Annotated in this window: 24 protein-coding genes and 1 pseudogene; 18 read left to right on the top strand and 7 right to left on the bottom strand. The window is 57.9% G+C overall.

Features of this window, described 5'->3' with window-relative positions; translation table 11 throughout:
* The first annotated feature begins 18 nt into the window (after positions 1–18).
* Positions 19–1323 carry an NAD(P)/FAD-dependent oxidoreductase gene (locus tag SP68_RS16325; protein WP_008805997.1) on the top strand — a complete coding sequence of 435 codons (1305 nt, stop codon included), beginning with the start codon at positions 19–21 and terminating at the stop codon, positions 1321–1323.
* 192 nt (positions 1324–1515) lie between these two features.
* Positions 1516–2055, top strand: coding sequence for a glycine zipper 2TM domain-containing protein (locus SP68_RS16320; protein WP_008805999.1), 540 nt, complete (start codon positions 1516–1518; stop codon positions 2053–2055).
* A gap of 57 nt (positions 2056–2112) precedes the next feature.
* Here the strand turns inward: SP68_RS16320 and SP68_RS16315 are convergent, their stop codons facing one another.
* The gene (locus SP68_RS16315; protein ID WP_040975712.1) at positions 2113–4302 is read right to left on the bottom strand and encodes a TonB-dependent siderophore receptor; all 2190 of its coding nucleotides are present in this window, start codon (positions 4300–4302) and stop codon (positions 2113–2115) included.
* A gap of 69 nt (positions 4303–4371) precedes the next feature.
* Here SP68_RS16315 and SP68_RS28450 point away from each other — a divergent pair, with 69 nt between their 5' ends.
* Complete coding sequence (locus tag SP68_RS28450) at positions 4372–4494, top strand: hypothetical protein (RefSeq protein ID WP_012542233.1); 123 nt, start codon at positions 4372–4374, stop codon at positions 4492–4494.
* A gap of 52 nt (positions 4495–4546) precedes the next feature.
* On the opposite strand, the gene SP68_RS16310 is transcribed toward SP68_RS28450, so the two are convergent.
* Positions 4547–5182 (bottom strand): TetR/AcrR family transcriptional regulator, encoded by a 636-nt coding sequence (locus SP68_RS16310; RefSeq protein ID WP_008806001.1) that lies wholly within the window; start codon positions 5180–5182, stop codon positions 4547–4549.
* Positions 5179–5298, bottom strand: a complete 120-nt coding sequence (locus SP68_RS28445) for a hypothetical protein (protein ID WP_046622381.1) — start codon at positions 5296–5298, stop codon at positions 5179–5181. Before SP68_RS28445 ends, SP68_RS16310 begins: the two co-directional genes overlap by 4 nt.
* 133 nt (positions 5299–5431) lie before the next feature.
* On the opposite strand from SP68_RS28445, the gene bhsA reads away from it, so the two are divergent.
* On the top strand, positions 5432–5689 hold the full coding sequence (gene bhsA, locus SP68_RS16305; protein WP_022065354.1) for a multiple stress resistance protein BhsA: 258 nt from the start codon (positions 5432–5434) through the stop codon (positions 5687–5689).
* Between the two features lie 128 nt (positions 5690–5817).
* On the opposite strand, the gene ldtC is transcribed toward bhsA, so the two are convergent.
* The gene (gene ldtC / locus SP68_RS16300; protein ID WP_012542231.1) at positions 5818–6777 is read right to left on the bottom strand and encodes a L,D-transpeptidase LdtC; all 960 of its coding nucleotides are present in this window, start codon (positions 6775–6777) and stop codon (positions 5818–5820) included.
* 163 nt (positions 6778–6940) lie between these two features.
* Positions 6941–10387 carry a transcription-repair coupling factor gene (gene mfd, locus SP68_RS16295; RefSeq protein ID WP_040975714.1) on the bottom strand — a complete coding sequence of 1149 codons (3447 nt, stop codon included), beginning with the start codon at positions 10385–10387 and terminating at the stop codon, positions 6941–6943.
* A 39-nt stretch (positions 10388–10426) separates the two neighbouring features.
* Between mfd and SP68_RS28440 the strand changes: the two are divergent.
* From SP68_RS28440 to SP68_RS16265, 7 genes and pseudogenes are all read left to right on the top strand, one after another.
* Positions 10427–10549, top strand: a pseudogene (locus tag SP68_RS28440) (hypothetical protein); the annotation flags it as partial.
* A 142-nt stretch (positions 10550–10691) separates the two neighbouring features.
* A complete protein-coding gene (gene lolC / locus SP68_RS16290; RefSeq protein ID WP_046622379.1) occupies positions 10692–11891 on the top strand; it encodes a lipoprotein-releasing ABC transporter permease subunit LolC in 1200 nt (399 codons plus the stop codon).
* Complete coding sequence (gene lolD / locus SP68_RS16285) at positions 11884–12585, top strand: lipoprotein-releasing ABC transporter ATP-binding protein LolD (protein ID WP_002900798.1); 702 nt, start codon at positions 11884–11886, stop codon at positions 12583–12585. The genes lolC and lolD overlap by 8 nt, the downstream gene beginning before the upstream one ends.
* Entirely contained in the window at positions 12585–13829 is a 1245-nt protein-coding gene (gene lolE / locus SP68_RS16280) for a lipoprotein-releasing ABC transporter permease subunit LolE (protein WP_008806005.1), read from the top strand. The genes lolD and lolE overlap by 1 nt, the downstream gene beginning before the upstream one ends.
* A 48-nt stretch (positions 13830–13877) precedes the next feature.
* Positions 13878–14789: an N-acetylglucosamine kinase gene (nagK, locus tag SP68_RS16275; RefSeq protein ID WP_008806006.1), complete on the top strand. Its 912-nt coding sequence runs from the start codon at positions 13878–13880 to the stop codon at positions 14787–14789.
* Positions 14790–14803: 14 nt separating this feature from the next.
* Positions 14804–15634, top strand: a complete 831-nt coding sequence (gene cobB / locus SP68_RS16270; protein WP_008806007.1) for a Sir2 family NAD+-dependent deacetylase — start codon at positions 14804–14806, stop codon at positions 15632–15634.
* A 90-nt stretch (positions 15635–15724) separates the two neighbouring features.
* Positions 15725–16069, top strand: coding sequence for a hypothetical protein (locus SP68_RS16265; RefSeq protein WP_012968565.1), 345 nt, complete (start codon positions 15725–15727; stop codon positions 16067–16069).
* 24 nt (positions 16070–16093) lie between these two features.
* On the opposite strand, the gene SP68_RS16260 is transcribed toward SP68_RS16265, so the two are convergent.
* Together SP68_RS16260 and SP68_RS16255 are read right to left on the bottom strand one after the other, a co-directional pair.
* Complete coding sequence (locus tag SP68_RS16260; protein ID WP_004140612.1) at positions 16094–17056, bottom strand: sugar-binding transcriptional regulator; 963 nt, start codon at positions 17054–17056, stop codon at positions 16094–16096.
* Between the two features lie 35 nt (positions 17057–17091).
* A complete protein-coding gene (locus tag SP68_RS16255; RefSeq protein ID WP_008806009.1) occupies positions 17092–17886 on the bottom strand; it encodes a triose-phosphate isomerase in 795 nt (264 codons plus the stop codon).
* A gap of 242 nt (positions 17887–18128) precedes the next feature.
* Between SP68_RS16255 and pdxA the strand changes: the two genes are divergently transcribed.
* The 7 genes from pdxA (at position 18129) to tkt (ending at position 25869) form a co-directional block, all read left to right on the top strand.
* A complete protein-coding gene (pdxA, locus tag SP68_RS16250; protein ID WP_008806010.1) occupies positions 18129–19136 on the top strand; it encodes a 4-hydroxythreonine-4-phosphate dehydrogenase PdxA in 1008 nt (335 codons plus the stop codon).
* 35 nt (positions 19137–19171) lie between these two features.
* Positions 19172–20890: a four-carbon acid sugar kinase family protein gene (locus SP68_RS16245; protein ID WP_012968563.1), complete on the top strand. Its 1719-nt coding sequence runs from the start codon at positions 19172–19174 to the stop codon at positions 20888–20890.
* A 92-nt stretch (positions 20891–20982) separates the two neighbouring features.
* Positions 20983–22002 carry a 2-keto-3-deoxygluconate permease gene (locus tag SP68_RS16240; RefSeq protein ID WP_004204602.1) on the top strand — a complete coding sequence of 340 codons (1020 nt, stop codon included), beginning with the start codon at positions 20983–20985 and terminating at the stop codon, positions 22000–22002.
* 1 nt (position 22003) lies between these two features.
* A complete protein-coding gene (locus tag SP68_RS16235) occupies positions 22004–22378 on the top strand; it encodes a PTS glucitol/sorbitol transporter subunit IIA (protein ID WP_008806012.1) in 375 nt (124 codons plus the stop codon).
* A gap of 28 nt (positions 22379–22406) precedes the next feature.
* Positions 22407–22865, top strand: a complete 459-nt coding sequence (rpiB, locus tag SP68_RS16230) for a ribose 5-phosphate isomerase B (RefSeq protein WP_008806013.1) — start codon at positions 22407–22409, stop codon at positions 22863–22865.
* A gap of 30 nt (positions 22866–22895) precedes the next feature.
* On the top strand, positions 22896–23846 hold the full coding sequence (tal, locus tag SP68_RS16225; protein WP_004147958.1) for a transaldolase: 951 nt from the start codon (positions 22896–22898) through the stop codon (positions 23844–23846).
* Positions 23847–23865: 19 nt separating this feature from the next.
* On the top strand, positions 23866–25869 hold the full coding sequence (gene tkt, locus SP68_RS16220; RefSeq protein WP_040975715.1) for a transketolase: 2004 nt from the start codon (positions 23866–23868) through the stop codon (positions 25867–25869).
* The last annotated feature ends 25 nt before the right edge of the window (positions 25870–25894 follow it).

The following is a 25894-nucleotide window of genomic DNA, read 5'->3' as shown; positions in this document are numbered from 1 at the left end:
ATAATTTTAGGGGTACACATGACTACGCCATTGAAAAAAATCGTAATTGTGGGTGGCGGCGCTGGCGGACTGGAACTGGCAACTCAGCTGGGGAAAAAGTTAGGGCGCCATAAAAAAGCGAAAATCACCCTGGTGGACCGTAACCACAGCCATCTGTGGAAGCCGCTGCTGCATGAAGTGGCCACCGGTTCTCTGGATGAAGGTGTCGATGCGCTGAGCTATCTGGCCCATGCCCGCAACCACGGTTTCCAGTTCCAGCTGGGCTCGGTGGTGGATATCAACCGCGAAGGGAAGACCATCACCCTCGGCGAGCTGCGTAATGAAAAAGGCGAGCTGCTGGTGGCTGAGCGTAAACTGCCGTACGACACGCTGGTGATGGCGTTGGGCAGTACCTCGAATGACTTCAACACCCCTGGCGTGAAAGAGAACTGCATTTTCCTCGACAACCCGCATCAGGCGCGTCGTTTCCATCAGGAAATGCTCAACCTGTTCCTCAAATACTCCGCCAACCTGGGTGCCAACGGTAAAGTGAACATCGCCATTGTCGGCGGCGGCGCCACCGGCGTGGAACTCTCCGCTGAACTGCATAATGCGGTGAAACAACTGCACAGCTACGGCTACAAAGGGCTGACTAACGAAGCGCTGAACGTCACGCTGGTCGAGGCGGGCGAGCGTATTCTGCCCGCACTGCCGCCGCGCATTTCCGGGGCGGCGCATAATGAGCTGACCAAGCTGGGCGTACGGGTGCTGACGCAGACCATGGTCACCAGCGCGGATGCAGGCGGTCTGCACACCAAAGATGGCGAATATATTGAAGCGGATCTGATGGTCTGGGCGGCCGGGATCAAAGCGCCAGATTTCATGAAAGAGATCGGCGGCCTCGAAACCAACCGTATCAATCAGCTGGTGGTCGAGCCGACGCTGCAGACCACCCGCGATGCGGATATTTTCGCCATCGGCGACTGCGCCTCCTGTGCGCGTCCGGAAGGCGGCTTTGTCCCTCCGCGGGCCCAGGCGGCGCACCAGATGGCTACCTGCGCGCTGAACAACATCCTGGCGCAGATGAAAGGCAAACCGCTGAAGGCGTATACCTATAAAGACCATGGCTCGCTGGTGTCGCTGTCCAATTACTCCACCGTCGGCAGCCTGATGGGTAACCTGATGCGCGGCTCGATGATGGTGGAAGGGCGTATTGCGCGCTTCGTGTACATCTCCCTGTACCGTATGCACCAGATCGCCCTGCACGGCTATTTCAAAACCGGCCTGATGATGCTGGTCGGGCGCATCAACCGCATCATTCGCCCGCGTCTTAAGCTGCACTAATACGCTGTCTTTACCCGGAGCCGCCCTGACGGCGCTCCGGGCTCTTCTGCTGAAACCGCGGCGATCCCGCTCGGAATCCTCTGAATCCCCTTGATTTGCTGCGAATTCTCGCACTTTTCATCCGCTATCTGATTTGCGCCCTCCCGGCTCCGGTTGCAAAATTGTATCAACAGCAACAAAGGAGGATCTCCCGTGAATAAATCTATGTTGGCGGGTATAGGGATAGGCGTGGCTGCCGCGCTGGGCGTTGCAGCTGTCGCTGGTCTCAACGTGTTAGATCGCGGCCCGCAGTATGCGCAAGTGGTCTCCAGTACACCGATTAAAGAAACCGTGAAAACGCCGCGTCAGGAATGCCGCAATGTCACGGTGACCCATCGTCGTCCGGTCCAGGATGAAAACCGTATCGCCGGTTCGGTACTCGGCGCGGTGGCCGGTGGGGTGATTGGCCACCAGTTTGGCGGCGGTCGCGGACGTAGTGTAGCGACGGTGGTGGGTGCGCTGGGCGGCGGCTATGCCGGCAACCAGCTGCAGGGGGCGATGCAGGACAACGATACCTACACTACCACCCAGCAGCGTTGTAAAACGGTGTATGACAAATCCGATAAAATGCTGGGCTACGATGTGACCTATAAAATAGGCGATCAGCAGGGGAAAATCCGTATGGATCACAATCCTGGCAGCCAGATCCCGCTGGACAACAACGGCCAGCTGGTCCTGAACAACAAAATCTAAAAACAGATTTGTGTAGTGATTAGCCCCTCAATCGCTCAGGCTGAGGGGCTTTTTTTATCAGAAGGTTAACGCGTAATTCAGACCGAAGGTACGGCCACGGCCTTTGTATTCGTACAGCGATGAACTGCCGTAGGTCGGGCTGTAGAGCAGCGGCGCCCGCTGGCCCCAGATGGTGACATAGTCTTCGTTAAGCAGGTTTTCGATACTGAAGGTCAGTTTCCCCACCGGCAGCGCGTAACTGCCAATAAAATCAACGGTGTTATAGCCTTCCAGCTTGTTACCGGCGGCGTCGCTGAGGTCAAACACCTGCTGGCTCTGCACGCGCAGGCTCCACGGATCCGGCGCCCAACCCACCCAGGCGGTGGCTTTGGACGGTGAGGCGAGGGTGACATCCCATTTTTGCCAGCGGCCGTCGGTCTGCACCTGTGATTTCAGCACGTTGAAGTTACCGCCGACGCTCCAGTCGCTGTCCGGAATAAAGTAATCGACCGCTCCCTCAACGCCGTAAATACGCCGTTTGTCGGACTGAACGTCGATGGTCATGTCGGTGCGGTTGACGACGATGGTCTTATCCGAGGTCGAGTAATACGCCGCCAGTTGGGTGCGCAGGTTATCGCCGGTGTAGCGCCAGCCCAGCTCATACGAATTAACTTTGATCCCCTGCAGCGGCGAGTCATCGACATTGACGCTGGAGATCAGCGGCAGATGGCCATTGACCGCCGCGCCGTATTTACCGATGCCGTAGTATTTACCGGGGTCCGGCAGCTCGACGCCCTGCGAGAAGTTAAACCAGGTCTGCTGACGCTCGGTCAGATGCGCCACGATCCCGGCGTTAAACAGGAAGTTATCGTAATCGGTTTTGCCGCCTTTGATGGCGTCGGCGGAGCGCGCTTTGCCGTTGGCGATATCCTGTTGCTGGGCGTAGCCGACAAAGTCGTCAACCCGGTTTTCGGTCCACTGGTAGCGTACCCCACCGCTGACGGTAAAGATCTCGTTCAGATCGTAGCTGGACTGCAGGAACGGCGCGACGTTGGAGATGCTGTATCCCGGATAGCGGCCGGTGGTGTAGATCGATTCGTTATGCAGCCCGCCGGACGCCAGCGATTGCTGCAGATCGAAGAACATCTGGTTGGCATTGAAGGTCTCATGATCGGCGTCGAGACCCCAGGTAAGATCCCATCCCGCCAGCGGCTGGCTGTTGAGGGTCAGCTTTGCGCCATACTGATCGGTATCCTGCTGCGACGAGGAGAAGCTACTGATCTGGCCTTTCGTAAGCGTCGGGAACGGATAGAAGGTGAGGGACTCATCGCGATAGTACACCTGGCTCACCAGATTCTGGCCGAAGAAGTCAGCATCGGAGTACTGGAGGCTGATCAGGTGGCGCTCAGTGCCGGGGATACGGTCGGAATTGAGCCCGTCGGTGGTGTACGCTTTGCCGCCGCTGGTGACCGCGGACATGTTCTTCCCGAGCCACAGGCCGTAGTCATCATCGCCCTGGCTTTTATAATACTGGGTGACAAGCTGCAACTGGCGATTGTCATCGATCTCAATCGTCCCCGTCCCCATCACGTCGAGGCGGTCAGAGTGCTGGAGCCCCGTTTGGGTGTTATCGAGGATCAGCGCATCGTTATTGCCATCGTACCAGCCGCCGAAACGCTGATAGGCTACCGATAAGCGCCCGGATGCATGGTCTGTCCCGCCGCTGACGGCCGCCGCGATGCGCTCATCGTGATCGTTACTGTTCGCAAACCCGCTCTTGCTGCCCACCTCGAGATCGACCTGGCGATCCTGCTGCCCTTTCTTGGTGACGATGTTGATAAGCCCGCCGGTACTGCCTCCGCCGTACAGCGAGGTCGCCCCGGAGATCACTTCGATATGTTCGATGTTAAAGGGGTCGATGGCGTCGAGCTGGCGACTGTCGGTGCGTGAGGAATTGAGCCGGACGCCGTCGATCAGCACGACGATGGCGCGCCCGCGCATGTTCATCCCGTAATTGGTGCGCCCCTGGCTGCTGACATCGATGCCCGGGATCAGCTGCGCCAGCACGTCTTTGAACTCTTTCCCGCCCTGGACCTGCTGCTCAATCTCCTGGCCCTCAATGACCCAGGTGGTTTGGGCCATTTCGGCCACGGTGCGATGGGTGCGGTTTGCACTAACGATGATGCTGTCTTCATCAGACTGAGCCGCCAGCGCAGGCAGCGAGCTGACCAGCAGCAGGGGGTGGAGCACCCAGAGGCGCTTTTTCATATCCATTCCTTTTATGAGCAAGTTGCTTTGTCGTTGTTATAGGCCGACGCCGGGTCGGCATTAGTTACAATGCGAAACATCTGGAAAAACTCAAAAAAGGATTTTGCACATAATGAATATCGCAATCAATATCATTTGCGTTTATCTTGCACGAGAAAAGGTAATAAAAATCAATCTATTTTGTGGGGATAAAGCCAACAGGAGAGTGGATCCGGCGGCAGAATACCGCCGGAGGCAGGGCACATCAGGACTCGAGGATCTGCGGCCAGAGACGGAGAGTGGTGTCGGTGATTTGCATCAGCTTGTCGAAATCCGCGCCTTCCCGCGCGCTAATCGACATCCCCTGCAGGACACAGTTGAGAAACTGCGCCAGCGGCGCGACGTCGCGGCCCGCGGGGAGTTCGCCCTGCGCTTGCCGCTGCTGCAGAAACTGAGTGAGCGCCTGCTCCTGCATCGCATGGCGGGATTTGATGGTATTGGCGATATCCGTCGAGGAGGCGGCCAGCGCGGCGGAGGTATTGATAATAAAGCAGCCGGCCGGCGTCTCTTTGCTGGTAAAGCAGGTGGCGACCGCCGTGAAGTAGTCGCGCAACGCCTGATCGACGGATTTACCTTCGGCCAACAGCACGGCTTCGTGCTTCGCGGCAAAGCGCGAAATGTAACGATCCAACACTGCGCGGAACAGGCCTTCTTTATTCACAAATTCCGCATACAGGGTGGGGGCTTTTGCTCCTGTCGCCTCGACCAGATCGGCGAGCGAGGTCGCCTCATAGCCGTGCTGCCAGAAGAGTGTCATGGCTTTGTCCAGCGCCGCATCCCTGTCGAACACCTTCGGTCGGCCACGGCTTTTTTTGGCGCAACTTTGAACGTCAGTTGTCATGGTGCCGTTGTACCTATGTTGGTTTGGTGAAAGGCCATTATAAAAATAAACGATCGCCGGGGCCAGCGCTGTTGGTTTAAAAATAAATAAATCATATGCGTATGAAATTTAAGCATTTTATAAATAGTTAAACGATCGTTATAAAAATGCGTTGACGTGTGATGTAGATCACATTACTATTTACCTATCGATCGTTAAGTTAATACTTACGACCCTACTAAAAAATTCATCTGCACAGGTATAATAATCATGAAAACCGTTAATACTCTGGCTATTGCCGCCGTTCTTAGCTCACTCTCTTTCGCCAGCTTTGCCGCTGTAGAGGTGCAGTCCACCCCAGCGGGTCAGCATAAAGTAGGCACCATCTCTGCTTCTGCCGGGACCAACCTGGGCTCGCTGGAAGATCAGCTGGCGCAGAAAGCAGAAGAGATGGGCGCCACCTCATTCCGTATTACTTCGGTAACCGGTCCGAATACCCTTCACGGCACCGCTGTTATCTACAAGTAAGCCCGATGCGTCGTTGCCCGGCCCCCTTCACCGGACAGCGATGAGTAAGACCCTGTTGTACCCCTGTTTGACCCTTGCCAACAAAAAACCCGCCATCAGGCGGGTTTTTTGTTTTGTGCAGCGTAAGACTACAACGACTGCGGTCCAGGGGCAGCATGACGCGTGACGTCAATGGGCATGCCCGAGCGGTAATTCATCGCGCGCTCCATCACCGTCCCGTCGGTTTGCGGCGCCTGTTTGAACTCCGTCATGGTCGCGTTAAGCGTAATGGGCAAGGTCTGCGGGTCGTCATCGATATGCTCAGACAGCGGCTGATGGACTTCAACCAGACGGCGGCCATCCGGCTCTACCGATACCTTGATCGGCGTGTTAATGATATTCACCTTAGTGCCTGGCGAAATGGCGTTGTACAGCGCCTTGATATCGTTGTCGCGCAGACGAATACAGCCGGAGCTGACGCGCATGCCGATGCCGAAATCGGCATTGGTGCCGTGCAGGAGATAGACTCCGCCATAGGCGGCGAGGCGGATGGCGTGATGGCCCATCGGGTTGTCAGGACCGGCTGGCACCACCGCCGGCAGCTCAATCCCCATTGCCTTATAGCGGGCGCGAATGTTAGCGGTGGGCGTCCAGGTCGGATTGGCCCGCTTGTCAGACACGGTCGTGACCATCGTCGGCGTGATGGTGGTTCCGCCCAGCTGGCCGATGCCGATCGGGTAGACGGTCACTTCATTCTTACCCGGCGGGTAATAGTAGAGGCGCAGTTCGGCAAGGTTAATCACCAGCCCTTCGCGCGGCGCATCGGGCAGCAGCGTCTGCAGGGGGATGGTCAGCACGCTGCCGGCGCGGGGAACATAGGGGTCAACCCCGGGATTGGCCTGCAGCAGGGCCAGAAAGCCGACATTGTACTTTTTGGCAATCGCCTCCAGCGAACCGCCGTTATCCTGCACCACGTGGAACGTATTCTGACCTACCAGCCGGCTGCCCGGCGGGGGAAGGGGCCAGGTGTTGGCGCGCGCGGGCAGAGCCAGCGCGGCGACCAGCGCGACCAGCGCCAGCCAGAGCGTAACGGGGAAACGGTTTCTCATTACCATAACTCCAAAATATATAAGTGGTTATTTTTATATGAAAAGCAGATGAGATTATGGCGTGAGTCTGTGTGGGGAAATCCAGGCGGATTGCAAAATGTTTGTAAAGATTGCCAGGTATGTAAGAAGGGAGATACGGCCAGGGGGCCGTATCTCCTGCCAGTCAGGCGACGGCGTTCTCTTCCAACTGACGCATAAACTGGCGAACCCAGTCCATCCGCGTTTTACGCTCTTCCAGATCCTGCATGAATTTCAGGCGCGTCGGCCCGTCCAGCCGGAAGTGCTGGGGCTGCTTCTGCAGCAGGCCGATCAACCACACCGGATTGACGTTGTTTTTCTCGTTAAATTCAATCACGCCGCCTTTTTCGTTGCTTTCCAGTTTGCGGATCCCCAGTTTCTGCGCCTGCTGACGCAGACGGGCAATATCCAGCAGGTTGCGGGCGGCATCGGGCAGGCGGCCAAAACGATCGATCAGCTCGACTTTGATCTCCTCCAGATCGAGTTCGTTTTTGGCGCTGGCAATGCGCTTATAGAATGACAGTCGCGTATTGACGTCAGGGATGAAATCGTCAGGCAGCAGGGAAGGCATGCGCAGTTCGACCTCCGTCTGCTGGCTGGTGAGATCTTCCAGCGAGGGTTCGCGTCCGGCTTTCAGCGCATCGACTGCGTTCTCCAGCAGCTCCATATACAGAGAGAAACCGATGGTTTCCATCTGACCGCTCTGATCTTCGCCGAGCAGTTCCCCGGCCCCGCGAATCTCCAGATCGTGGGTCGCCAGCGCAAAGCCGGCGCCGAGATCTTCCAGCGACGCAATGGCTTCAAGGCGCTTTTGCGCATCGGTGGTCATCGCTTTCGGATGCGGCGTCAGCAGCCAGGCATAGGCCTGATGATGCGAACGGCCAACGCGGCCGCGCAGCTGGTGCAGCTGGGCGAGGCCAAAATGGTCGGCGCGTTCGATGATGATGGTGTTGGCGGTGGGAATGTCGATCCCGGTTTCGATGATGGTGGTGCACACCAGCACATTGAAGCGCTGGTGATGGAAGTCATTCATCACCCGCTCCAGTTCGCGCTCCCGCATCTGGCCGTGGCCGATGGCTATCCGCGCCTCCGGCACCAGCTCCGCCAGCTTGTCGGCGGCTTTCTGGATGTTTTCGACGTCATTAAACAGATAGTAGACCTGGCCTCCGCGCAGCGTTTCGCGCAGGATCGCCTCGCGCACCACCAGGGCGTCGTATTCGCGAACGAAGGTCTTCACCGCCAGACGGCGCGCCGGCGGCGTGGCGATGATCGACAGGTCCCGCATCCCGCTCATCGCCATGTTCAGCGTCCGCGGGATCGGCGTGGCGGTGAGGGTCAGGATATCGACATCGGCGCGCATTGCTTTGATGCGTTCTTTGTGACGAACGCCAAAGCGGTGCTCTTCGTCGACGATCAGCAGCCCCAGATCGCGCAGCTTCACCTCGCTCTGCAACAGCTTATGGGTGCCGATTAAGATATCGATTTTGCCTTCCGCGGCCTGCTCGAGGATCTGCGCCTGCTCTTTAGCGCTGCGGAAGCGGGAGAGCATTTCGATGCGTACCGGCCAGTTGGCGAAACGATCGCGGAAGTTGTCATAGTGTTGCTGAGCCAGCAGGGTGGTCGGCACCAGCACCGCCACCTGCTTGTGGTTCTCCACGGCGAGGAAGGCGGCGCGCATAGCCACTTCGGTCTTACCGAAGCCCACATCGCCGCACACCAGGCGGTCCATGGCCAGCGGCTGGCACATATCGCTGAGGACGGCGTTAATCGCCTGCGCCTGATCCGGCGTGGTTTCAAACGGGAAGCCGTCGCAGAACAGCTGATACTGTTCGCGGTCGTGTTTAAAGGCAAAGCCCGCCTTCGCTGCGCGCTGGGCGTAGATATCCAGCAGCTCTGCCGCCACGTCGCGTACTTTCTCAGCCGCTTTTTGTCGCGCCCGGGTCCAGGCATCGCCGCCCAGCTTGTGCAGGGGCGCGTTCTCTTCCGCCCCGCCGGCGTAACGGCTGATAAGATGCAGGGAGGATACCGGAACGTATAGCCTGGCATCGTTGGCGTAAGTCAGCATCAGGTATTCGCCGGTGATGCCGCCGGCTTCCAGGGTGGTCATTCCCGCATAGCGGCCCACGCCGTGCTCCAGATGGACAACCGGCTGGCCGATATGCAGTTCGGCAAGGTTGCGAATGAGGATGTCAGGGTTGATGGTGCGGCGTGAATCCTGCCGGCGGCGCGCCACACGCTCGCCGAGCAGGTCGCTTTCGCAAATCAGCGCCAGGCCGCGCTGACTGTCAATAAACCCGTGTTCGGCGGCGCCAATCATCAGATAGCGGCCATTGCCGGTGGCTTCTTCCAGACGCAGCACGTGTTTTGGCGCAATTTTAATCCGCGCCAGCATTTCGCTCAGCGCTTCACGGCGACCCTCGCTTTCCACGGAGAAGATCACCGGGCCGGTAAAGGACTCGAGGAAGCGGCGCAGATTATCCAGCGGCGCTTTGTTTTGCGCCTGCACCGCGAGGTCCGGCAGCGTCTGGTAGCCCAGATTGGTATTCGCCGCTTTGTCCGCCAGGCGCTCGGTTTTCAGCTGTACGCGCGGCCATTTTTTCAGTTCGCCGAACAGCTCATCGCTGCGCAGCCACAGCAGTTCCGGCGACAGGAGCGGGCGCATCGGATCGACGCCGCGGTTTTCGAAGCGGGCGCGGGCTTCATTCTGGAAACGTTCCGCGCTGGCCTCGAGATCGCCGGTGTTGACGATCAGGGTGCTGGCCGGGAAATAGCTAAATAACGGCGGCAGCGGCTCGCTGAAGAACAGCGGCTGCCAGTATTCGATACCGGCAGGCAGTGTCCCTTTACTGACCTGCTGATAGATATGCTCGGCATCGCGCTTCACCTCAAAACGGTCGCGCCACTGGCTGCGGAACAGCTCGATGGCGGTCTGGTCGGTGGGAAACTCGTGCGCCGGCAGCAGGTTAATGGCCGCCACTTCCTCCAGCGTGCGCTGGCTGTCGACGTCGAACAGGCGCAGGCTGTCGATTTCATCGTCAAAGAAATCGAGGCGGTAGGGCTGATCGCTGCCCATCGGGAACAGGTCGAGCAGCGCGCCGCGGGTGGCATATTCGCCGTGCTCCATCACCTGATCGACATGGCGGTAGCCGGCACCCTCCAGCTGATCGCGCAGCGCATCGCGCGACAGGCGCTGGCCCTTTTTCATCACCAGCGCGTGCCCGTGAAGGAAGCTGTGCGGACAGACGCGCTGCATCAGGGTGCTGACCGGGACGATCAGTACGCCGCGCTGCATGGTGGGTAACTGGTAAAGGGTGGCAAGACGGGAGGAGATGATATCCTGGTGCGGCGAGAAGCTGTCGTAGGGGAGCGTTTCCCAGTCAGCCAGCCCCATCACCATGCTGTCGGTGAACTGCCTGATCTCGTCGTTCAGACGCAGCGCGTTTTGCATGTCAGGTGCCACCAGCACCACCGGGCCTTTGTGGCGTTCAGCCATCTCTGCCACCAGGGTAGCGCAGGCCGCGCCGGTCAACTCGCCAAGCTGGCGCAGATCACCGGCTTTGGCCGGCAATGAGTATCGATATTGTTCAGGCATAGACGGTTTCATGGTCTCTTGGGGATTCGCTCTGCCGATATGGAGGGCAACTCGCTGATATTCAATAGTGAGATTATCCGCGATTGGTCTGGATTCGCCAACCCGAATTGCCATCAGGTGTTGGTTCAACAAACATCCGGGTTGCGGATAAGCGTAAAGATATATCAGCAAGGTCTTATCTATCCGATTGTATTTGCTTGGTTTTTAGGATTATTGCTAATAAAGTCGTCAGGTATCAGTCATTTACGCTGCTCGTATTCGCTTATATACTCGGGCATCGGCTATCAGCAACCAGATGGATGACATGTACCAACCTGCCGCACTCTTTATCGGCCTGCGCTATATGCGCGGGCGCGCAGCCGACCGCTTCGGTCGATTCGTCTCCTGGCTCTCAACCATCGGCATTACGCTTGGCGTAATGGCGCTGGTGACGGTCCTGTCGGTGATGAACGGCTTTGAACGCGAGCTGCAAAACAATATCCTGGGGCTGATGCCGCAGGCCATTCTTAGCGCCAAACAGGGCTCGGTGAACCCTCAGCAACTGCCGGAGCGCGAGGCGAAACTCCAGGGGGTGACCCGCGTGGCGCCGATCACCACCGGTGACGTCGTCCTGCAGAGTGCGCGCAGCGTGGCGGTCGGGGTCATGCTGGGCATTGATCCGGCGCAGAACGATCCCCTGACTCCGTACCTGGTGAACGTCAAACAGAGCGATCTGCAGGCGGGCAAATATAACGTTATTCTCGGCGAACAGCTGGCGGGCCAACTGGGGGTTAATCGTGGCGATCAAATTCGTGTGATGGTTCCTTCCGCCAGTCAGTTTACGCCAATGGGCCGCGTGCCGAGCCAGCGTCTGTTCACGGTTATCGGCACCTTCGCCGCCAACAGCGAAGTCGATGGTTATCAGATGCTGACCAACATCGACGACGCCTCTCGTTTAATGCGTTATCCGCTGGGGAATATCACCGGCTGGCGCCTGTGGCTGGATAAACCGCTGCAAGTGGATACCCTGAGTCAGCAGACGCTGCCGCCGGGTACCCAGTGGCAGGACTGGCGCGAGCGCAAGGGCGAACTGTTCCAGGCGGTGCGCATGGAGAAAAACATGATGGGCCTGCTGCTGAGCCTGATCGTCGCCGTCGCGGCCTTCAACATTATTACCTCGCTGGGGATGATGGTGATGGAGAAGCAGGGCGAAGTGGCTATCCTGCAAACTCAAGGGCTGACGCCGCGGCAGATCATGGCCGTCTTTATGGTGCAGGGCGCCAGCGCCGGGATCGTCGGCGCGCTGTTGGGAGCCGTGCTTGGCGCGCTGCTCGCCAGCCAGTTGAATAATTTAATGCCAGTCATCGGCGCCTTCCTTGACGGCGCGGCGCTGCCGGTGGCGATTGAGCCGCTGCAGGTTATTGTTATCGCCCTGGTGGCGATGGTGCTGGCCTTGTTGTCTACGTTGTACCCTTCCTGGCGCGCTGCCGCCACCCAACCCGCTGAGGCTTTACGTTATGAATAAGATCCTGCTGCAATGCGACAACCTGTGCAAACGCTATCAGGAAGGCAATGTGCAAACCGATGTCCTGCACAATGTCAGCTTCAGCATTGGTGAAGGCGAGATGATGGCCATTGTCGGCACCTCCGGCTCTGGTAAAAGTACGTTGCTGCATCTGCTCGGCGGCCTGGATACGCCCACCTCTGGCGACGTGATTTTCTCCGGCCAGCCGATGAGTAAACTCTCCACCGCCGCGCGCGCCGACCTGCGTAACCGCGAGCTGGGCTTTATCTATCAGTTCCACCATCTGCTGCCGGACTTTAGCGCGCTGGAAAACGTGGCGATGCCGCTGCTGATTGGCAAAAAGAAGCCAGCGGATATTGAACGCCAGGCGAAAGCGATGCTGCAGGCAGTCGGGCTTGAACACCGCAGCCATCACCGTCCGTCGGAGCTCTCCGGCGGTGAACGCCAGCGGGTGGCGATTGCCCGCGCGCTGGTGAATAAACCGAGGCTGGTGCTGGCGGATGAACCGACCGGTAACCTTGATGCTCGCAACGCCGACAGCATCTTTCAGCTGCTGGGCGAACTGAACGTCGCGCAGCGCACCGCGTTTCTGGTGGTGACCCACGACCTGCAGCTGGCGAAACGCATGAGCCGCCAGCTCGAGATGCGTGATGGCCGTCTGACCGCCGACCTGACCCTGATGGGGGCCGAGTAATGGCGTCTCCGTTATCGTTACTGATTGCATTACGTTTCAGCCGTGGACGGCGGCGCGGCGGCATGGTGTCGCTGATCTCGGTGATCTCCACCATCGGCATTGCGCTGGGGGTGGCGGTGCTGATCGTCGGCCTCAGCGCGATGAACGGTTTTGAACGCGAGCTGAACAACCGCGTGCTGGCGGTGGTGCCGCACGGCGAAATCGAACCCGTGAACCAGCCGTGGAATAACTGGCAGGAGGCGCTGGCGAAGGTGCAGAAGGTGAAGGGGATTGTCGCGGCAGCGCCCTATATTAACTTCACCGGCCTGGTGGAGAGCGGCAGCAATATGCGCGCCATCCAGGTGAAAGGGGTCGACCCGCAGCAGGAAACCCGGCTCAGCGCGCTGCCCACCTTTGTGCAGAATAACGCGTGGGCCGGATTCAAGGCCGGCGAACAGCAGGTGATTCTGGGGAAAGGGGTCGCCGATGCGCTGCACGTGAAGCAGGGGGACTGGGTGTCGATCATGATCCCTAACGCCGACGCCGACCATCAACTGCTGCAGCCAAAACGCGTCAGGCTGCATGTGACCGGAATTTTACAGCTGAGCGGCCAGCTCGATCATAGTTTTGCCATGATCCCGATGCAGGATGCGCAGCAGTACCTGGAGATGGGCGGCAGCGTGACCGGCATCGCCATCAAGGTCACCGACGTTTTCCACGCGAACAAACTGGTGCGCGACGCCGGCGAGGTGACCAACAGCTACGTCTACATCAAGAGCTGGATCGGCACCTATGGCTATATGTATCGCGATATCCAGATGATCCGCGCCATTATGTATCTGGCGATGGTGCTGGTGATCGGCGTGGCCTGCTTTAACATCGTCTCGACGCTGGTGATGGCGGTCAAAGACAAAAGCGGCGATATTGCGGTGCTGCGCACGCTTGGCGCAAAAGACGGCTTAATTCGCGCGATTTTCGTGTGGTATGGTTTATTAGCCGGATCGGTAGGCAGCCTGTTCGGGGTAGTGATCGGCGTGATCTGCGCGTTGAACCTGACGTCAATCATCAACGGCATCGAATACCTGATCGGGCATAAATTCCTCTCCGGCGACATCTATTTTATTGACTTCCTGCCGTCAGAACTGCACTGGCTGGACGTCTTTTATGTGCTGGTGACAGCACTGTTGCTGAGTTTGCTGGCCAGCTGGTATCCCGCCCGCCGCGCCAGCCGCATCGACCCGGCGAGGGTGCTGAGTGGCCAGTAATTTATCGTCATCGTCGGCTTTGCTGACGACACAAGAGGAATTGCTGAAATGTATTATGGATTTGACATTGGCGGCAGCAAGATAGCGCTGGGCGTATTTAATCAGGAGCGGCGACTGCAGTGGGAAAAACGCGTCGCCACGCCGAAAAGCAGTTATGAGGATTTTCTCCAGGCGGTGGAGGCGCTGGTCCGCGAGGCCGATGAGCGCTTCGACCAGCAGGGGTCGGTCGGGATCGGTATTCCGGGGATGCCGGAAACGGCAGACGGCACGCTGTATGCCGCTAACGTGCCAGCCGCCAGCGGCCGGCCGCTGCGCACCGACCTCAGCGCGCGGCTGGGGCGCGATGTGCGCCTCGATAATGACGCCAACTGTTTCGCGCTGTCTGAAGCGTGGGACGATGAGTTTACGCAATACCCGCTGGTGATGGGGCTGATCCTCGGCACCGGCGTGGGCGGCGGCCTGGTGTTGAACGGTAAATCGATTACCGGACATAGCTATATCACCGGCGAGTTCGGCCATATTCGCCTGCCGGTGGATGCCCTGGAGGTGGTCGGGCGCGATTTTCCGCTGCTGCGCTGCGGCTGCGGCCAGCTGGGCTGCATTGAAAATTATCTCTCCGGCCGTGGTTTCGCCTGGCTGTACGAACATTTTTACCAGCAACCGCTCTCCTCGCCGGAGATAGTGGCGCAGTGGCAGCAGCACGATCCGCGCGCCCAGGCGCACGTTGAGCGCTATCTCGATCTGCTGGCGGTGTGTCTGGGGAATATACTGACCATTGTCGACCCGGATTTACTGGTGCTCGGCGGTGGATTATCTAACTTTACGGCCATTAGCGAAGGGCTGGCGCAACGATTGCCGCGCCATCTTCTGCCGGTCGCCAGGGTTCCGCGCATTGAGCGCGCACGCCACGGCGATGCCGGGGGAATGCGCGGTGCGGCCTTCCTTCACCTGACCCATTAATCACAGAGGTAGCTATGCAGTCGCGCCGTTTACATCGATTGAGCCGTTTTCGTCGCAATAAACGTCGGTTGCGTGACCGTCTGCGTCAGCGGATTTTCTTTAGGGAGGACAGGATGAAACCTGAAGCGATGGCAAAACCGAGAGTGGTGGTGTTAACCGGCGCGGGCATCTCGGCAGAGTCGGGGATCAAAACCTTCCGCGCGGCGGATGGCCTGTGGGAAGAGCATCGGGTGGAAGATGTGGCGACGCCGGAAGGCTTCGCCCGCGATCCGGCGCTGGTGCAGGCGTTCTACAACGCCCGTCGTCGCCAGCTGCAGAGCCCGGAGATCGCGCCGAACGCGGCGCATCTGGCGCTGGCGCGTCTGGAAGATCTACTGGGCGACCATTTCCTGCTGGTCACCCAGAATATTGATAATCTGCACGAGCGCGCCGGCAACCGCCGGGTGATCCATATGCACGGCGAGCTGCTAAAGGTGCGCTGTTCGTGGAGCGGCCAGGTGCTGGAGTGGACCGGCGACGTCACCGCCGAGGACAAATGCCACTGCTGTCAGTTTCCGGCGGCGCTGCGTCCGCACGTGGTCTGGTTTGGCGAGATGCCGCTGGGGATGGACGAGATCTACAGCGCGCTGGCCGACGCGGATATTTTTATCGCCATCGGTACCTCCGGCCATGTCTATCCGGCGGCTGGCTTTGTGCACGAGGCGCGGCTGCACGGCGCCCATACCGTTGAACTGAACCTGGAACCCAGCCAGGTGGGCAGCGAGTTTGCCGAGAAGCACTACGGGCTGGCAAGCGAAGTGGTGCCTGCCTTTATCGATAAGCTGCTGCAGGAAAACCCGCTATAAGCTGAAGCCGCCTGCCGGTAGCCAGGGCCCTGGCCACTGCTTCCGGCAGCGCTGCTGACAAGGATGAAACGTCATGACAGGAGTCAGACCATGCATAATCCGCTGGTTATCGAAGCGATCATGTTGATCGCGGCCATTATCGTTGGCGTCTGGAGCCAGCGCGCTTTACCGCTACACGCCGATAGCCGGCCGATCCTCTTCCTGCTGTGTCTGTTCGTCGGCACTGGCAGCGCATTGTGCCTGCTGCTGGATATCTTAGCCCTGCTGTGCATCGGTCAGATCGCGACAGGGGGTGTGCGGATATACGGCCCCATGCTGCTGCTGCTGGTACTGTGGAAACCTCTCAACTGGGTTGTCGGCATCATTGATGATTTTTTGATACAGCGAGCCGAAAAAGGGAAGGGCAAAGGCCAGCGCGACGGTGGACGACGCTGATCCGCCGCCTGCGCCGTGGCTTATTTATAGCGCCTTTTGCATATTAATGACCGAACGGGCGTTCGAGGCGCTGGTAGCCAGCACATCTATAACCCCGGTGCGTAATGCCCCCAGGATCGCCGTCGCTTTCGTACTTTCGGAGGCGATAGCGATGACGCAGGGAATGGCCCGCAGCTGTTCGAGACTTAAGCCAATGACCCGGTCATTCATCACCGTATCGACGGGTTTGCCCTGAATATTGAAAAAGCTGTACCCCGCCAGATCGCCCACCACCCCCTGTTCCTGACGCGCGGTGGCAATTTCCTGCGGCGTAAACCAGCCGAGCTGGACCATAAAGCTGTTTTCATTCATATCGCCGAGGCCAATGATCGCCACGTCAGCTTTGCTGGCCTGTTCGAGCGTGGCCTTAATCAGGCGGTTTTGCATAAAGGCGGCGCGCAGCTCCGGGGTTTCCACATAGGCCGGGGCGTAAAGCGTTTCGCTGAAGCCGTTAAATTTGCGCGCCAGATTCCGGCTGATGTGGTCGGCGTCGATCAGCTGATTGTCGCGCTTGGTTCCGCCGATGCCGCAGATAAAGCGGCAGTGGCGCTCAGGAAACACACCGACGTGATTCGCCACCGCGGCCACATTGCGCCCCTGACCAACGGTGACGGTCATATCGTTTTTTAACACCCCAGCCAGGTAGTTACTGACCAGGGCCGCCACCTGCTGGCGCTGTTCATCTTCATCATGGTGATCCAGGGCAATCAGCGCGCGCTTAATGCCAAAGTGCGAAATAAACTGCTGCTCAATCTGGGAGCTGAAGACCGGATGGTATTTGACGCTGATCTCAACAATCCCTTCCTGGCGCGCTTTTTTCAGCAGGCGCCCGACTTTGATACGCGAAATGCCGAATCGTTTGGCGATCTCTTCCTGCGTTTGTTCCTGATCGTAATAAGCCACCGCAATTTCAGTGAGCAGGGCGTAATCTGAGTCTTGTTCAATCATGGCCTGGAATTTCCATCTCTGGTGTCCCTCTTATATTACTGCGCCTGCAAAATAAATTCCTGTGTAACGCGTTGAACAATGTCGCAATAGCCTTGTGCGTCCCAGGCCGCGCGGCCGATAAACAAGCCATTGATCTCCGGCTGGCGCAGCAGTTCCACCGCGTTTTGCAGTGTAACGCTGCCGCCATAGAGCAGTGGGATACGGATTCCCGTCTCATGACCAAACCGCTCGCAAAGCGCCTCACGCAACGCCTGATGAATGACGCCCGCCTCCTGCGGTGAGGCGGGCGTACCATGTTCGCCAATGGCCCACACCGGTTCATACGCAATCAGGATCTGCAGCGCTTGCTGGTGGCTCAGGCCATACAGGGCGATCTTCATCTGCCGCACCACGCTTTCACGCGACACCTGCCAGCGTTTCTCCTCGGCGCTATCGCCAATACAGATCAGTGGGCGCAGGCCATGACCTAAGGCGCTATGTACTTTTCGATTAATCGCGGCATCGCTTTCATTAAAGGCGGCGCGTCGTTCTGAATGTCCCAGCTCAACAAGCGTGGCGCCGGTTTCTGCCAACATGGCCGCCGAGATTTCCCCGGTCCAGGCGCCCTGATCCGCTTCATGCATATTCTGCGCGCCGGTCAAAAGTGGTAACTGATGCATTTGCAGAAAATGGCTGACGGGTTGGATCGCGGTGAAGGGGGGAATGACGAAGGGCTGAATAGCAGGGTGACAGCCCTCAGGCATCCGCGCTGCCAGCGTTTCGCACCAGGCCATGGCCTGCGACAGCGGCTTATTCATTTTCCAGCTGGTTCCTAACCATATCGGGGTCATCTTTGCTTCTCCTGTTAATAAAATCAAACGCTTGCAAAATGTGGGTGTCATACCCTGTATTGAGGTTGAACTTTTTATCAGTACATGAACATATGTTAGATCACATTTTTCGATGAAAAAAATCTATGAATTTTTTTATGTGATCCTCATCACTAATGGCGGCTCATTCATCAGGTAATGTTTTGAGCATATGATTTGACTATGAACATATGAACAATCAACTGAGACAAGAGAGGCGCATGATGTCAGCAGAGAAAAAACCCGTTGTGGCGATTACCATCGGCGATCCGGCAGGGATCGGCCCAGAGATCACAGTGGCCACCATGATGGACAAAAGCGTGTATGACGAGTGCAAACCGTTCCTGATCGGCTCGGTACCGATTATCAGCCGGGCGATGAAAATCATGGGCTGCGATTTTGCTATCCATAAAATTGCTCATCCTCAGGAGGCCCGTTTCAGCTGGGGGACGCTGGATGTCCTGGAAACCGGCGACTACGACTGCGACAGCATCGAATGGGGCAAGGTGCAGAAGCTGGCGGGGCAAATGTCGCTGGACTATGTGATGAAGTCGATCGAACTGGGCAAAGCGGGGCTGATCGACGTGGTCTCTACTGCACCTATTCATAAGGAAGCCATCAAGCTGGCGGGATGTAAGCTCCCGGGCCATACCGAAATCTATCAGGTGGAAACCCAATCTGATTATGGCTTGACTATGTTCCACGTCCACAACCTGCGCGTCTTCTTCGTGAGCCGCCATATGGCGCTAAAAGCTGCCTGTGACTATGCCAATAAAGCGCGGGTGCTGGCCTGCGTTCAGCAGATCCATCATGAATTTACTGCCCTGAACATCAACAATCCGCGTATTGCCGTGGCCGCCCTGAACCCGCATGGTTCCGACAACGGTCTTTTTGGTCACGAAGAGGCAGACAATCTGATCCCGGCGGTGAAAGCGGCCCAGGAGATGGGGATCAACGCTATCGGGCCGGTACCGGCCGATTCCGTGTTCCATCTCGGCAAACAGGGGCGCTACGACGCCATTCTCTCGCTGTATCACGATCAGGGGCATATCGCCTGTAAAACCCTCGACTTTGAACGTTCAATCACCATTACCTTCGGCCTGCCGTTTATGCGCAGCTCCGTTGACCATGGGACGGCGTTTGATATCGCCGGTACCGGTAAGGCGGGTACTGTCAGTATGCTGGAGTCGACGCTGGTGGCGGCCCGTTACTGGAAAATGAAGCATCAATAATCGCTGAGGTTCATGCGAATCACGAGGACAGAGAAATGGAAAAACATCTGTTGATTAGCAAGGGCTGTAAGGGCTGGGGTGGGCCTCTGACTATCACGCTGGGTCAGGGAAAAAAGATTGCGTACATTACCGGGGGGATCCGTCCCCCGGTCGTGGACCGCCTGAGCGAACTGACCGGCTGGCCCTCCATTGATGTATTCAAAAATGGCGAACCGCCGGCAGAAGAGATTGGTTTAATGGTCATCGACTGCGGCGGCACGCTGCGCTGCGGACTCTATCCGAAGCGGGGAATTCCCACCATTAACCTGCATCCCACCGGCAAAAGCGGCCCGCTGGCGGAATTTATACACGAAGGGATCTACGTCTCCGGGGTGACGCCTGCCTGCATTGAGATGGTCTGGCCACAAGGGGAAGGCGGAAAGCTTGGGATCGTGGCTGACGATTTGACCGGGGCGACCACCGTCGGGGTGCTGCTGGCACGTAGCGGTTTAAAAACCGCCGCGTTTTTCGATACCGAATCCTTCTCCCGCAATGAGGTCGAGTATCCGGCGATGGTCGTCAGCAGCGACAGCCGCCCATTGCCGAAAGCGGAGGCCCAGCACAAAGTGAGCGCTGCGGTGAAACAGCTGCAGGCTCGCGGCGCGCACTACTTCACCAAGCGGATTGATACCACGCTGCGCGGCGGCATCGGATTTGAAATCGATGCCATGCTGGAACAACTGCCGCAGGAGACGGTGGCGGTTGTGGTGCCGGCGATGCCGCAGTCACGGCGTATTCTCGTCGGCGGTTATTCGGTGATTGATTCGGTAGCCCTGTCGCGGACCGATGTGGCTCGCGATGTACGTACCCCGGTCACCGAGTCGTGGGTGCCGGGACTGTTGGCGGCGCAGACCCATCATCAGGTCGGGCATATCGCGCTGACGTCGGTGATGAAAGGCGAAGGGCAAATCCAGCAGGATTTGCAGGAGCAACAGCAACGCGGCGTGCGGGTGATAGTGGTCGATGCGATAACCGTCGACGATGTCGATGCCATCGCCGGGGCGGTAGTGGCCCTGAACTGGAACGTGCTGGCCGTCGATCCGGGGCCCTTTACCGAACGGCTGGCGGTTCGTCGCGGCCTGATGCGCGAAGCGCGGAGCAGCGCGCCCGCGAGCCTGACAGCGGACGGCCAGCGCGGCTCGATTTTGATCGTTGCCGGCAGCGCAACGCCAGTAACCAAAAAACAGCTCCAGTATTTGATCGCCAGGGATGACCGGGTCTGCCATATCCCGGTTGATGCCGAGCTGTTGGTTGACAGGAAAAACGCCGCTGAGATTGAAGTCAATCGCGTGGTACAGCATGCCCGACAGTGCGTTCCGGCGCAGCACAACGCGCTCTTTGTTTTTGAATCCGCCTTGACCGGGCGGTTGCTAAACCTTCAGGAAGAGGAGCAGAGATTTGGTCTGGCCCACGGTGAGGCTGCGCAAAATATTAACCACGGATTGGGCAGTATTGTACGCGAGGTGCTTAACTGTGCGTCGGGTGAAATTAAAGGATTGTATATGACCGGCGGTGACACCATGGTCAATGTCCTAAAAGAGCTGGGCGCGACCGGAATAGAAATGATTGACTATGTCATCCCGCAAACCGATATGGTGCGGATTATTGGTGGTGATTATGCCGGCTTAATTTGTGTCGGAAAAGGAGGGTTAACCGGACCGGAAGATATTATTGGCATCATTGTTGACCGAATTTATCAAGAAGCACAGCAATAACCCAGTCATCTAATAAAAAATAAACGACGTAATGGTCGTCAGGGTAGTATTGCGTCGTTATCTCTGTTAAATCTTAATTTAAGAGTCACCCTATGAATATTAATATACTTGAGAAAATGAATAAGGTGCCCGGTGGGCTAATCATTATTCCACTGCTGGTGGCAATATTGATTAATACCTTTGCTCCCCAGGTGCTCAGCATTGGCGGCCCAACCACCGCTTTATTTAAAGTCGGTTCCAGCGCCATGATGGGCATATTTTTGCTCATTTGCGGAACCTCAATCAATATCCGTCAGGCCGGTTTGCCGCTCTATAAAGGCGCCGTGCTGCTGTTTCTCAAATGTCTGGCCGGGGCCCTGGCGGTATGGGCCGCGGGAACGTTGTTTGGCCCGAGCGGATTTCTCGGGATATCGACCCTGGCGCTGATTGCCTGCCTGACCAGCTCGAACAGCTCCCTCTATATCGCATTGTGCAGCAACTATGGCGATGCCAGTGATGCCGGGGCGATCTCCGTGTTCTGCATCAAGGATGGTCCGTTTGTCACCATGATGGTGCTGGGCGTCAGCGGCCTGGCCAATATTCCCTTCGCCGCGCTGCTGTCGATGCTTATCCCGCTGCTGATTGGCATGCTGTGGGGCAATCTGGACGAACGTTTTAAACAGTTATGCGCCGCGGCGCAGCCGCTGGTGATCATTATTATGTCGTTCGCCATCGGCGCCAACTCCAGCATCAATACGGTGTTTACCGCCGGCCTGTCCGGGATCCTGTTGGGGATTATCTCCGCGCTCACCGGGATTGTGTTCTACTTTATCTACAACCTGTTTTTGAAGAAGAAAAGCGCGCTGGGCGCCGCGCTGGGAACCACCGCCGCCAGCTCAGCGCTGACGCCTGCGATGGTTGCCCAGGCGGATCCTTCGCTGGCGATGTACGTGGATGCCGCCACCGCGCAGCTGGCGACGGCGAGCATTATCACCATGATCACCGCGCCGATACTGGTCGCCTGGTTTGATAAACGGCTGAAAAAGCGGGCGCCAGCCGCTGAACCTTTGAAAGACGCGAAAAGTGAAGAGAGCGTGACATTATCTTCCCCTGCCGCCAAAGGACACAAATAGTATGAGCGTGCCGTTGTATTCATTACGAATTACCGCCGTCGGGGAATATGTTGAGTGCTCTTTGCGGGAGCAGCGGCTTATTTTATTCTCCGATGCCGTTCCCGACGATATTGCGAGTTATTGCGCCGTACACCAGGCCAGCGAACTGACCGCCGAGTTATCGCCCGGTCAGCGAATGAAATTAAATGATAAAAATTATCGGGTGACCGCGGTAGGCCGTGTGGCAACGGCAAATTTACGACAGCTTGGCCATATCACGCTAAATTTTGATGGCGCAGATATCGCTGAATTACCCGGGACGGTACACCTTTACGGCGAACCACCACAAATTATTCAGCCCGGCGACCAAATTTCGTTTTACCCGAATTGTCATTAAGACGTACTGTTAAATTAAGGAAATAACCATGAAAACAATCGCTATTGGTGCGGATGATGCCGCCTATGCTTTTCGCGATACTATCGTCGCTTATTTGAATGGGCTGGGAATAAACGTCGCGGATTACAGCAGCGATAAGCGCCAGGGGAGTACCGTTTATCCGGATGTTGCCCATGCGGTGGCGATGTCGATTAAACAGGGCGAACACGAGCGCGGCATTCTGATCTGCGGTACCGGCATTGGGATGAGTATTGTGGCCAATAAAGTCCCCGGGGTCCGTGCCGCCCAGTGTCACGATACCTTCTCCGCTGAGCGAGCGCGTAAAAGTAACAACGCGCAGATTATTACCCTCGGCGCGCGGGTGATTGGCACTGAGCTGGGCAAAAAAATTATTCAGGCGTGGCTTGAGTCCGAATATGAAGGCGGCGGCTCCGCGCCCAAAGTGGAACGTATTGATTATTACGAACACCAGCATGCCAGAGATTAATCTCCGCAGTCGTAAGATAAGGAACAGATGATGAGCCAGTTAGACGAACTGAAAAAATACACCACGGTTGTTGCTGATACCGGCGATATTGAATCGATTAAAAAGTTTGCACCCCAGGATGCGACCACCAACCCCTCGCTGGTGCTGAAGGCCGCGCAGCTGCCGCAGTATCAGCCGCTGATTGCCGATGCGATTGGCAAGGCACGCCGCCAGGGAGGCAGCGCAGAAACACAATTGATTAACGCCTGCGATCAGGTGGCAGTGGATATCGGCAGCGAGGTGCTGCGCCATGTGCCCGGGCGTATCTCCACCGAAGTGGATGCCCGCTTTGCCTGGGATCGCGGGATGTGCGTCGCGAAGGCGCGCAAGCTCATCCAGTTATATGAAAAAAATGGCATTGGTCCCGAGCGGATTCTAATTAAGCTCGCCGCCACCTGGGAGGGCATTCGCGCTGCCGAAGAGCTGGAGCAGAGCGGTATAAACTGCAACCTGACGCTGCTGTTCTCTTTCGCTCAGGCCCGGGCATGCGCCGAAGCGGGCGTCTTTCTCATCTCGCCCTTTGTGGGCCGCATCTACGACTGGTATCAGAAGCACCAGCCGCAGTCAGCCTATCAGGTGGACAGCGATCCGGGCGTGGTCTCTGTGCGCCAGATTTATCAGTATTACAAATCCCATGGCTATGACACGGTGGTAATGGGCGCCAGCTTCCGTCGTATTGAGCAGATCCAGGCGCTGGCGGGCTGCGATCGCCTGACTATCTCTCCAGCACTGCTGGACGAGCTGGCGGCCAGCGAAGGAGTGTTGACCCGCCAGTTGACCCCCGGCTGCGTGACGGAAACTCGTCCCAGCCCGATGACGCAGGCGGAGTTTCTCTGGCAGCATCATCAGGATCCCATGGCAGTGGAAAAACTAGCGGAAGGGATCCGACTGTTTGCTGTCGATCAGGTGAAACTGGAACAACAGATTCAGCAGATGCTGTAAGCCGCAGGGATAAAGACTGATGAAGACGACAAAAACCATTCGCTGCCAATGCGCCAACGCGCTGCGCGCCCTGAGCATGGACGCTGTACAGAAAGCCAAATCCGGCCACCCGGGGGCCCCGATGGGTATGGCTGACATTGCCGAAGTGCTGTGGCGTGATTTCCTGAACCATAACCCGAACAATCCGGCCTGGGCTGACCGTGACCGTTTTGTGTTGTCAAATGGCCATGGTTCGATGCTGATTTACAGCCTGCTGCACCTCACTGGCTACGATCTGCCGATATCCGAGCTGAAAAACTTCCGCCAGCTGCACTCCAAAACCCCGGGTCACCCGGAAGTCGGCTACACCGCGGGCGTGGAAACCACCACCGGTCCGCTGGGCCAGGGTATCGCTAACGCGGTCGGGATGGCTATTGCCGAGAAAACTCTGGCGGCGCAGTTCAACCGTCCGGGCCACGATATCGTCGACCACTACACCTACGCCTTCATGGGCGACGGCTGCATGATGGAAGGCATTTCTCACGAAGTGTGCTCCCTGGCCGGGACCCTGAAGCTGGGCAAACTGGTGGCCTTCTATGATGACAACGGCATCTCCATCGACGGCCACGTTGAAGGCTGGTTCACCGACGATACCGCGAAACGCTTTGAAGCCTACGGCTGGCACGTGGTGCGCGGCGTGGACGGTCACGACGCTGACGCCATCAAACGCGCAGTAGAAGAAGCGCGTGCGGTCACCGACAAACCGTCCCTGCTGATGTGCAAAACCATCATTGGTTTTGGTTCGCCGAACAAAGCCGGTACCCACGACTCCCACGGCGCACCGCTGGGCGACGCAGAAATCGCGCTGACCCGCGAAGCGCTGGGCTGGAAACACGCGCCGTTTGACATCCCGTCTGACATCTATGCGCAGTGGGATGCCAAAGAAGCCGGCCAGGCGAAAGAAGCGGCGTGGAATGAGAAGTTTGCTGCCTACGCGAAAGCCTTCCCGCAGGAAGCGGCCGAATTCACCCGTCGTATGAAAGGTGAAATGCCGTCTGACTTCGACGCCAAAGCTAACGAGTTCATCGCGAAGCTGCAGGCTAACCCGGCGAAAATCGCCAGCCGTAAAGCGTCGCAGAATGCTATCGAAGCCTTCGGCCCGCTGCTGCCGGAATTCCTCGGCGGCTCCGCTGACCTGGCGCCGTCCAACCTGACCCTGTGGTCTGGTTCTAAGCCGATCAACGAAGACACCGCGGGTAACTACATTCATTACGGCGTGCGTGAATTCGGTATGACCGCTATCGCCAACGGTATCGCGCTGCACGGCGGTTTCCTGCCGTACACCTCCACCTTCCTGATGTTCGTGGAATACGCGCGTAATGCGGTACGTATGGCCGCGCTGATGAAACAGCGTCAGGTGATGGTCTACACCCACGACTCCATCGGTCTGGGTGAAGACGGCCCGACTCATCAGCCGGTAGAGCAGGTGGCTTCCCTGCGCGTGACGCCGAACATGTCCACCTGGCGTCCGTGTGACCAGGTTGAATCCGCGATTGCGTGGAAATATGGCGTAGAGCGTCAGGACGGCCCGACCGCGCTGATCCTCTCCCGTCAGAACCTGGCGCAGCAGGAGCGTACCGCAGAGCAGCTGGCAAACGTCGCTCGTGGCGGTTACGTGCTGAAAGATTGTGCCGGCCAGCCGGAGCTGATCTTCATCGCCACCGGTTCCGAAGTGGAGCTGGCAGTGGCCGCGTGGGACAAACTGACTGCCGAAGGCGTGAAGGCGCGCGTGGTCTCCATGCCGTCCACCGACGCGTTCGACAAGCAGGATGCCGCTTATCGTGAATCCGTACTGCCGAAAGCCGTTTCTGCCCGCGTCGCGGTAGAAGCCGGTATCGCGGACTACTGGTTCAAATACGTTGGCCTGAACGGCGCTATCGTTGGCATGACCACCTTCGGTGAGTCTGCGCCGGCTGAGCAGCTGTTCGAAGAGTTCGGCTTCACCGTCGACAACGTGCTCGCTAAAGCGAAAGCGCTGCTGTAAATCCCCACTGCTATCGCCCGGCCCG

This window comes from Klebsiella variicola (genome assembly GCF_000828055.2).
GTDB lineage: Bacteria > Pseudomonadota > Gammaproteobacteria > Enterobacterales > Enterobacteriaceae > Klebsiella > Klebsiella variicola.
Note: the sequence above shows the minus strand (reverse complement) of the source record. Positions and strands in the feature narration are given on the sequence as shown.

What these genes read in the sequence shown, in the direction of transcription:
- tkt (WP_040975715.1), top strand. Translation starts at nt 23,866, where the DNA reads ATGAAGACGACAAAAACCATTCGCTGCCAATGCGCCAACGCGCTGCGC.
- SP68_RS16310 (WP_008806001.1), bottom strand. Translation starts at nt 5,182, where the DNA reads ATGACAACTGACGTTCAAAGTTGCGCCAAAAAAAGCCGTGGCCGACCG.
- lolE (WP_008806005.1), top strand. Translation starts at nt 12,585, where the DNA reads ATGGCGTCTCCGTTATCGTTACTGATTGCATTACGTTTCAGCCGTGGA.
- SP68_RS16325 (WP_008805997.1), top strand. Translation starts at nt 19, where the DNA reads ATGACTACGCCATTGAAAAAAATCGTAATTGTGGGTGGCGGCGCTGGC.
- SP68_RS16255 (WP_008806009.1), bottom strand. Translation starts at nt 17,886, where the DNA reads ATGACCCCGATATGGTTAGGAACCAGCTGGAAAATGAATAAGCCGCTG.
- lolD (WP_002900798.1), top strand. Translation starts at nt 11,884, where the DNA reads ATGAATAAGATCCTGCTGCAATGCGACAACCTGTGCAAACGCTATCAG.
- SP68_RS28445 (WP_046622381.1), bottom strand. Translation starts at nt 5,298, where the DNA reads ATGCTTAAATTTCATACGCATATGATTTATTTATTTTTAAACCAACAG.
- bhsA (WP_022065354.1), top strand. Translation starts at nt 5,432, where the DNA reads ATGAAAACCGTTAATACTCTGGCTATTGCCGCCGTTCTTAGCTCACTC.
- SP68_RS16315 (WP_040975712.1), bottom strand. Translation starts at nt 4,302, where the DNA reads ATGAAAAAGCGCCTCTGGGTGCTCCACCCCCTGCTGCTGGTCAGCTCG.
- ldtC (WP_012542231.1), bottom strand. Translation starts at nt 6,777, where the DNA reads ATGAGAAACCGTTTCCCCGTTACGCTCTGGCTGGCGCTGGTCGCGCTG.
- mfd (WP_040975714.1), bottom strand. Translation starts at nt 10,387, where the DNA reads ATGCCTGAACAATATCGATACTCATTGCCGGCCAAAGCCGGTGATCTG.
- pdxA (WP_008806010.1), top strand. Translation starts at nt 18,129, where the DNA reads ATGTCAGCAGAGAAAAAACCCGTTGTGGCGATTACCATCGGCGATCCG.
- SP68_RS16245 (WP_012968563.1), top strand. Translation starts at nt 19,172, where the DNA reads ATGGAAAAACATCTGTTGATTAGCAAGGGCTGTAAGGGCTGGGGTGGG.
- lolC (WP_046622379.1), top strand. Translation starts at nt 10,692, where the DNA reads ATGTACCAACCTGCCGCACTCTTTATCGGCCTGCGCTATATGCGCGGG.
- SP68_RS16235 (WP_008806012.1), top strand. Translation starts at nt 22,004, where the DNA reads ATGAGCGTGCCGTTGTATTCATTACGAATTACCGCCGTCGGGGAATAT.
- SP68_RS16260 (WP_004140612.1), bottom strand. Translation starts at nt 17,056, where the DNA reads ATGATTGAACAAGACTCAGATTACGCCCTGCTCACTGAAATTGCGGTG.
- SP68_RS16265 (WP_012968565.1), top strand. Translation starts at nt 15,725, where the DNA reads ATGCATAATCCGCTGGTTATCGAAGCGATCATGTTGATCGCGGCCATT.
- nagK (WP_008806006.1), top strand. Translation starts at nt 13,878, where the DNA reads ATGTATTATGGATTTGACATTGGCGGCAGCAAGATAGCGCTGGGCGTA.
- SP68_RS28450 (WP_012542233.1), top strand. Translation starts at nt 4,372, where the DNA reads ATGCGAAACATCTGGAAAAACTCAAAAAAGGATTTTGCACATAATGAA.
- SP68_RS16240 (WP_004204602.1), top strand. Translation starts at nt 20,983, where the DNA reads ATGAATATTAATATACTTGAGAAAATGAATAAGGTGCCCGGTGGGCTA.
- rpiB (WP_008806013.1), top strand. Translation starts at nt 22,407, where the DNA reads ATGAAAACAATCGCTATTGGTGCGGATGATGCCGCCTATGCTTTTCGC.
- cobB (WP_008806007.1), top strand. Translation starts at nt 14,804, where the DNA reads ATGCAGTCGCGCCGTTTACATCGATTGAGCCGTTTTCGTCGCAATAAA.
- tal (WP_004147958.1), top strand. Translation starts at nt 22,896, where the DNA reads ATGAGCCAGTTAGACGAACTGAAAAAATACACCACGGTTGTTGCTGAT.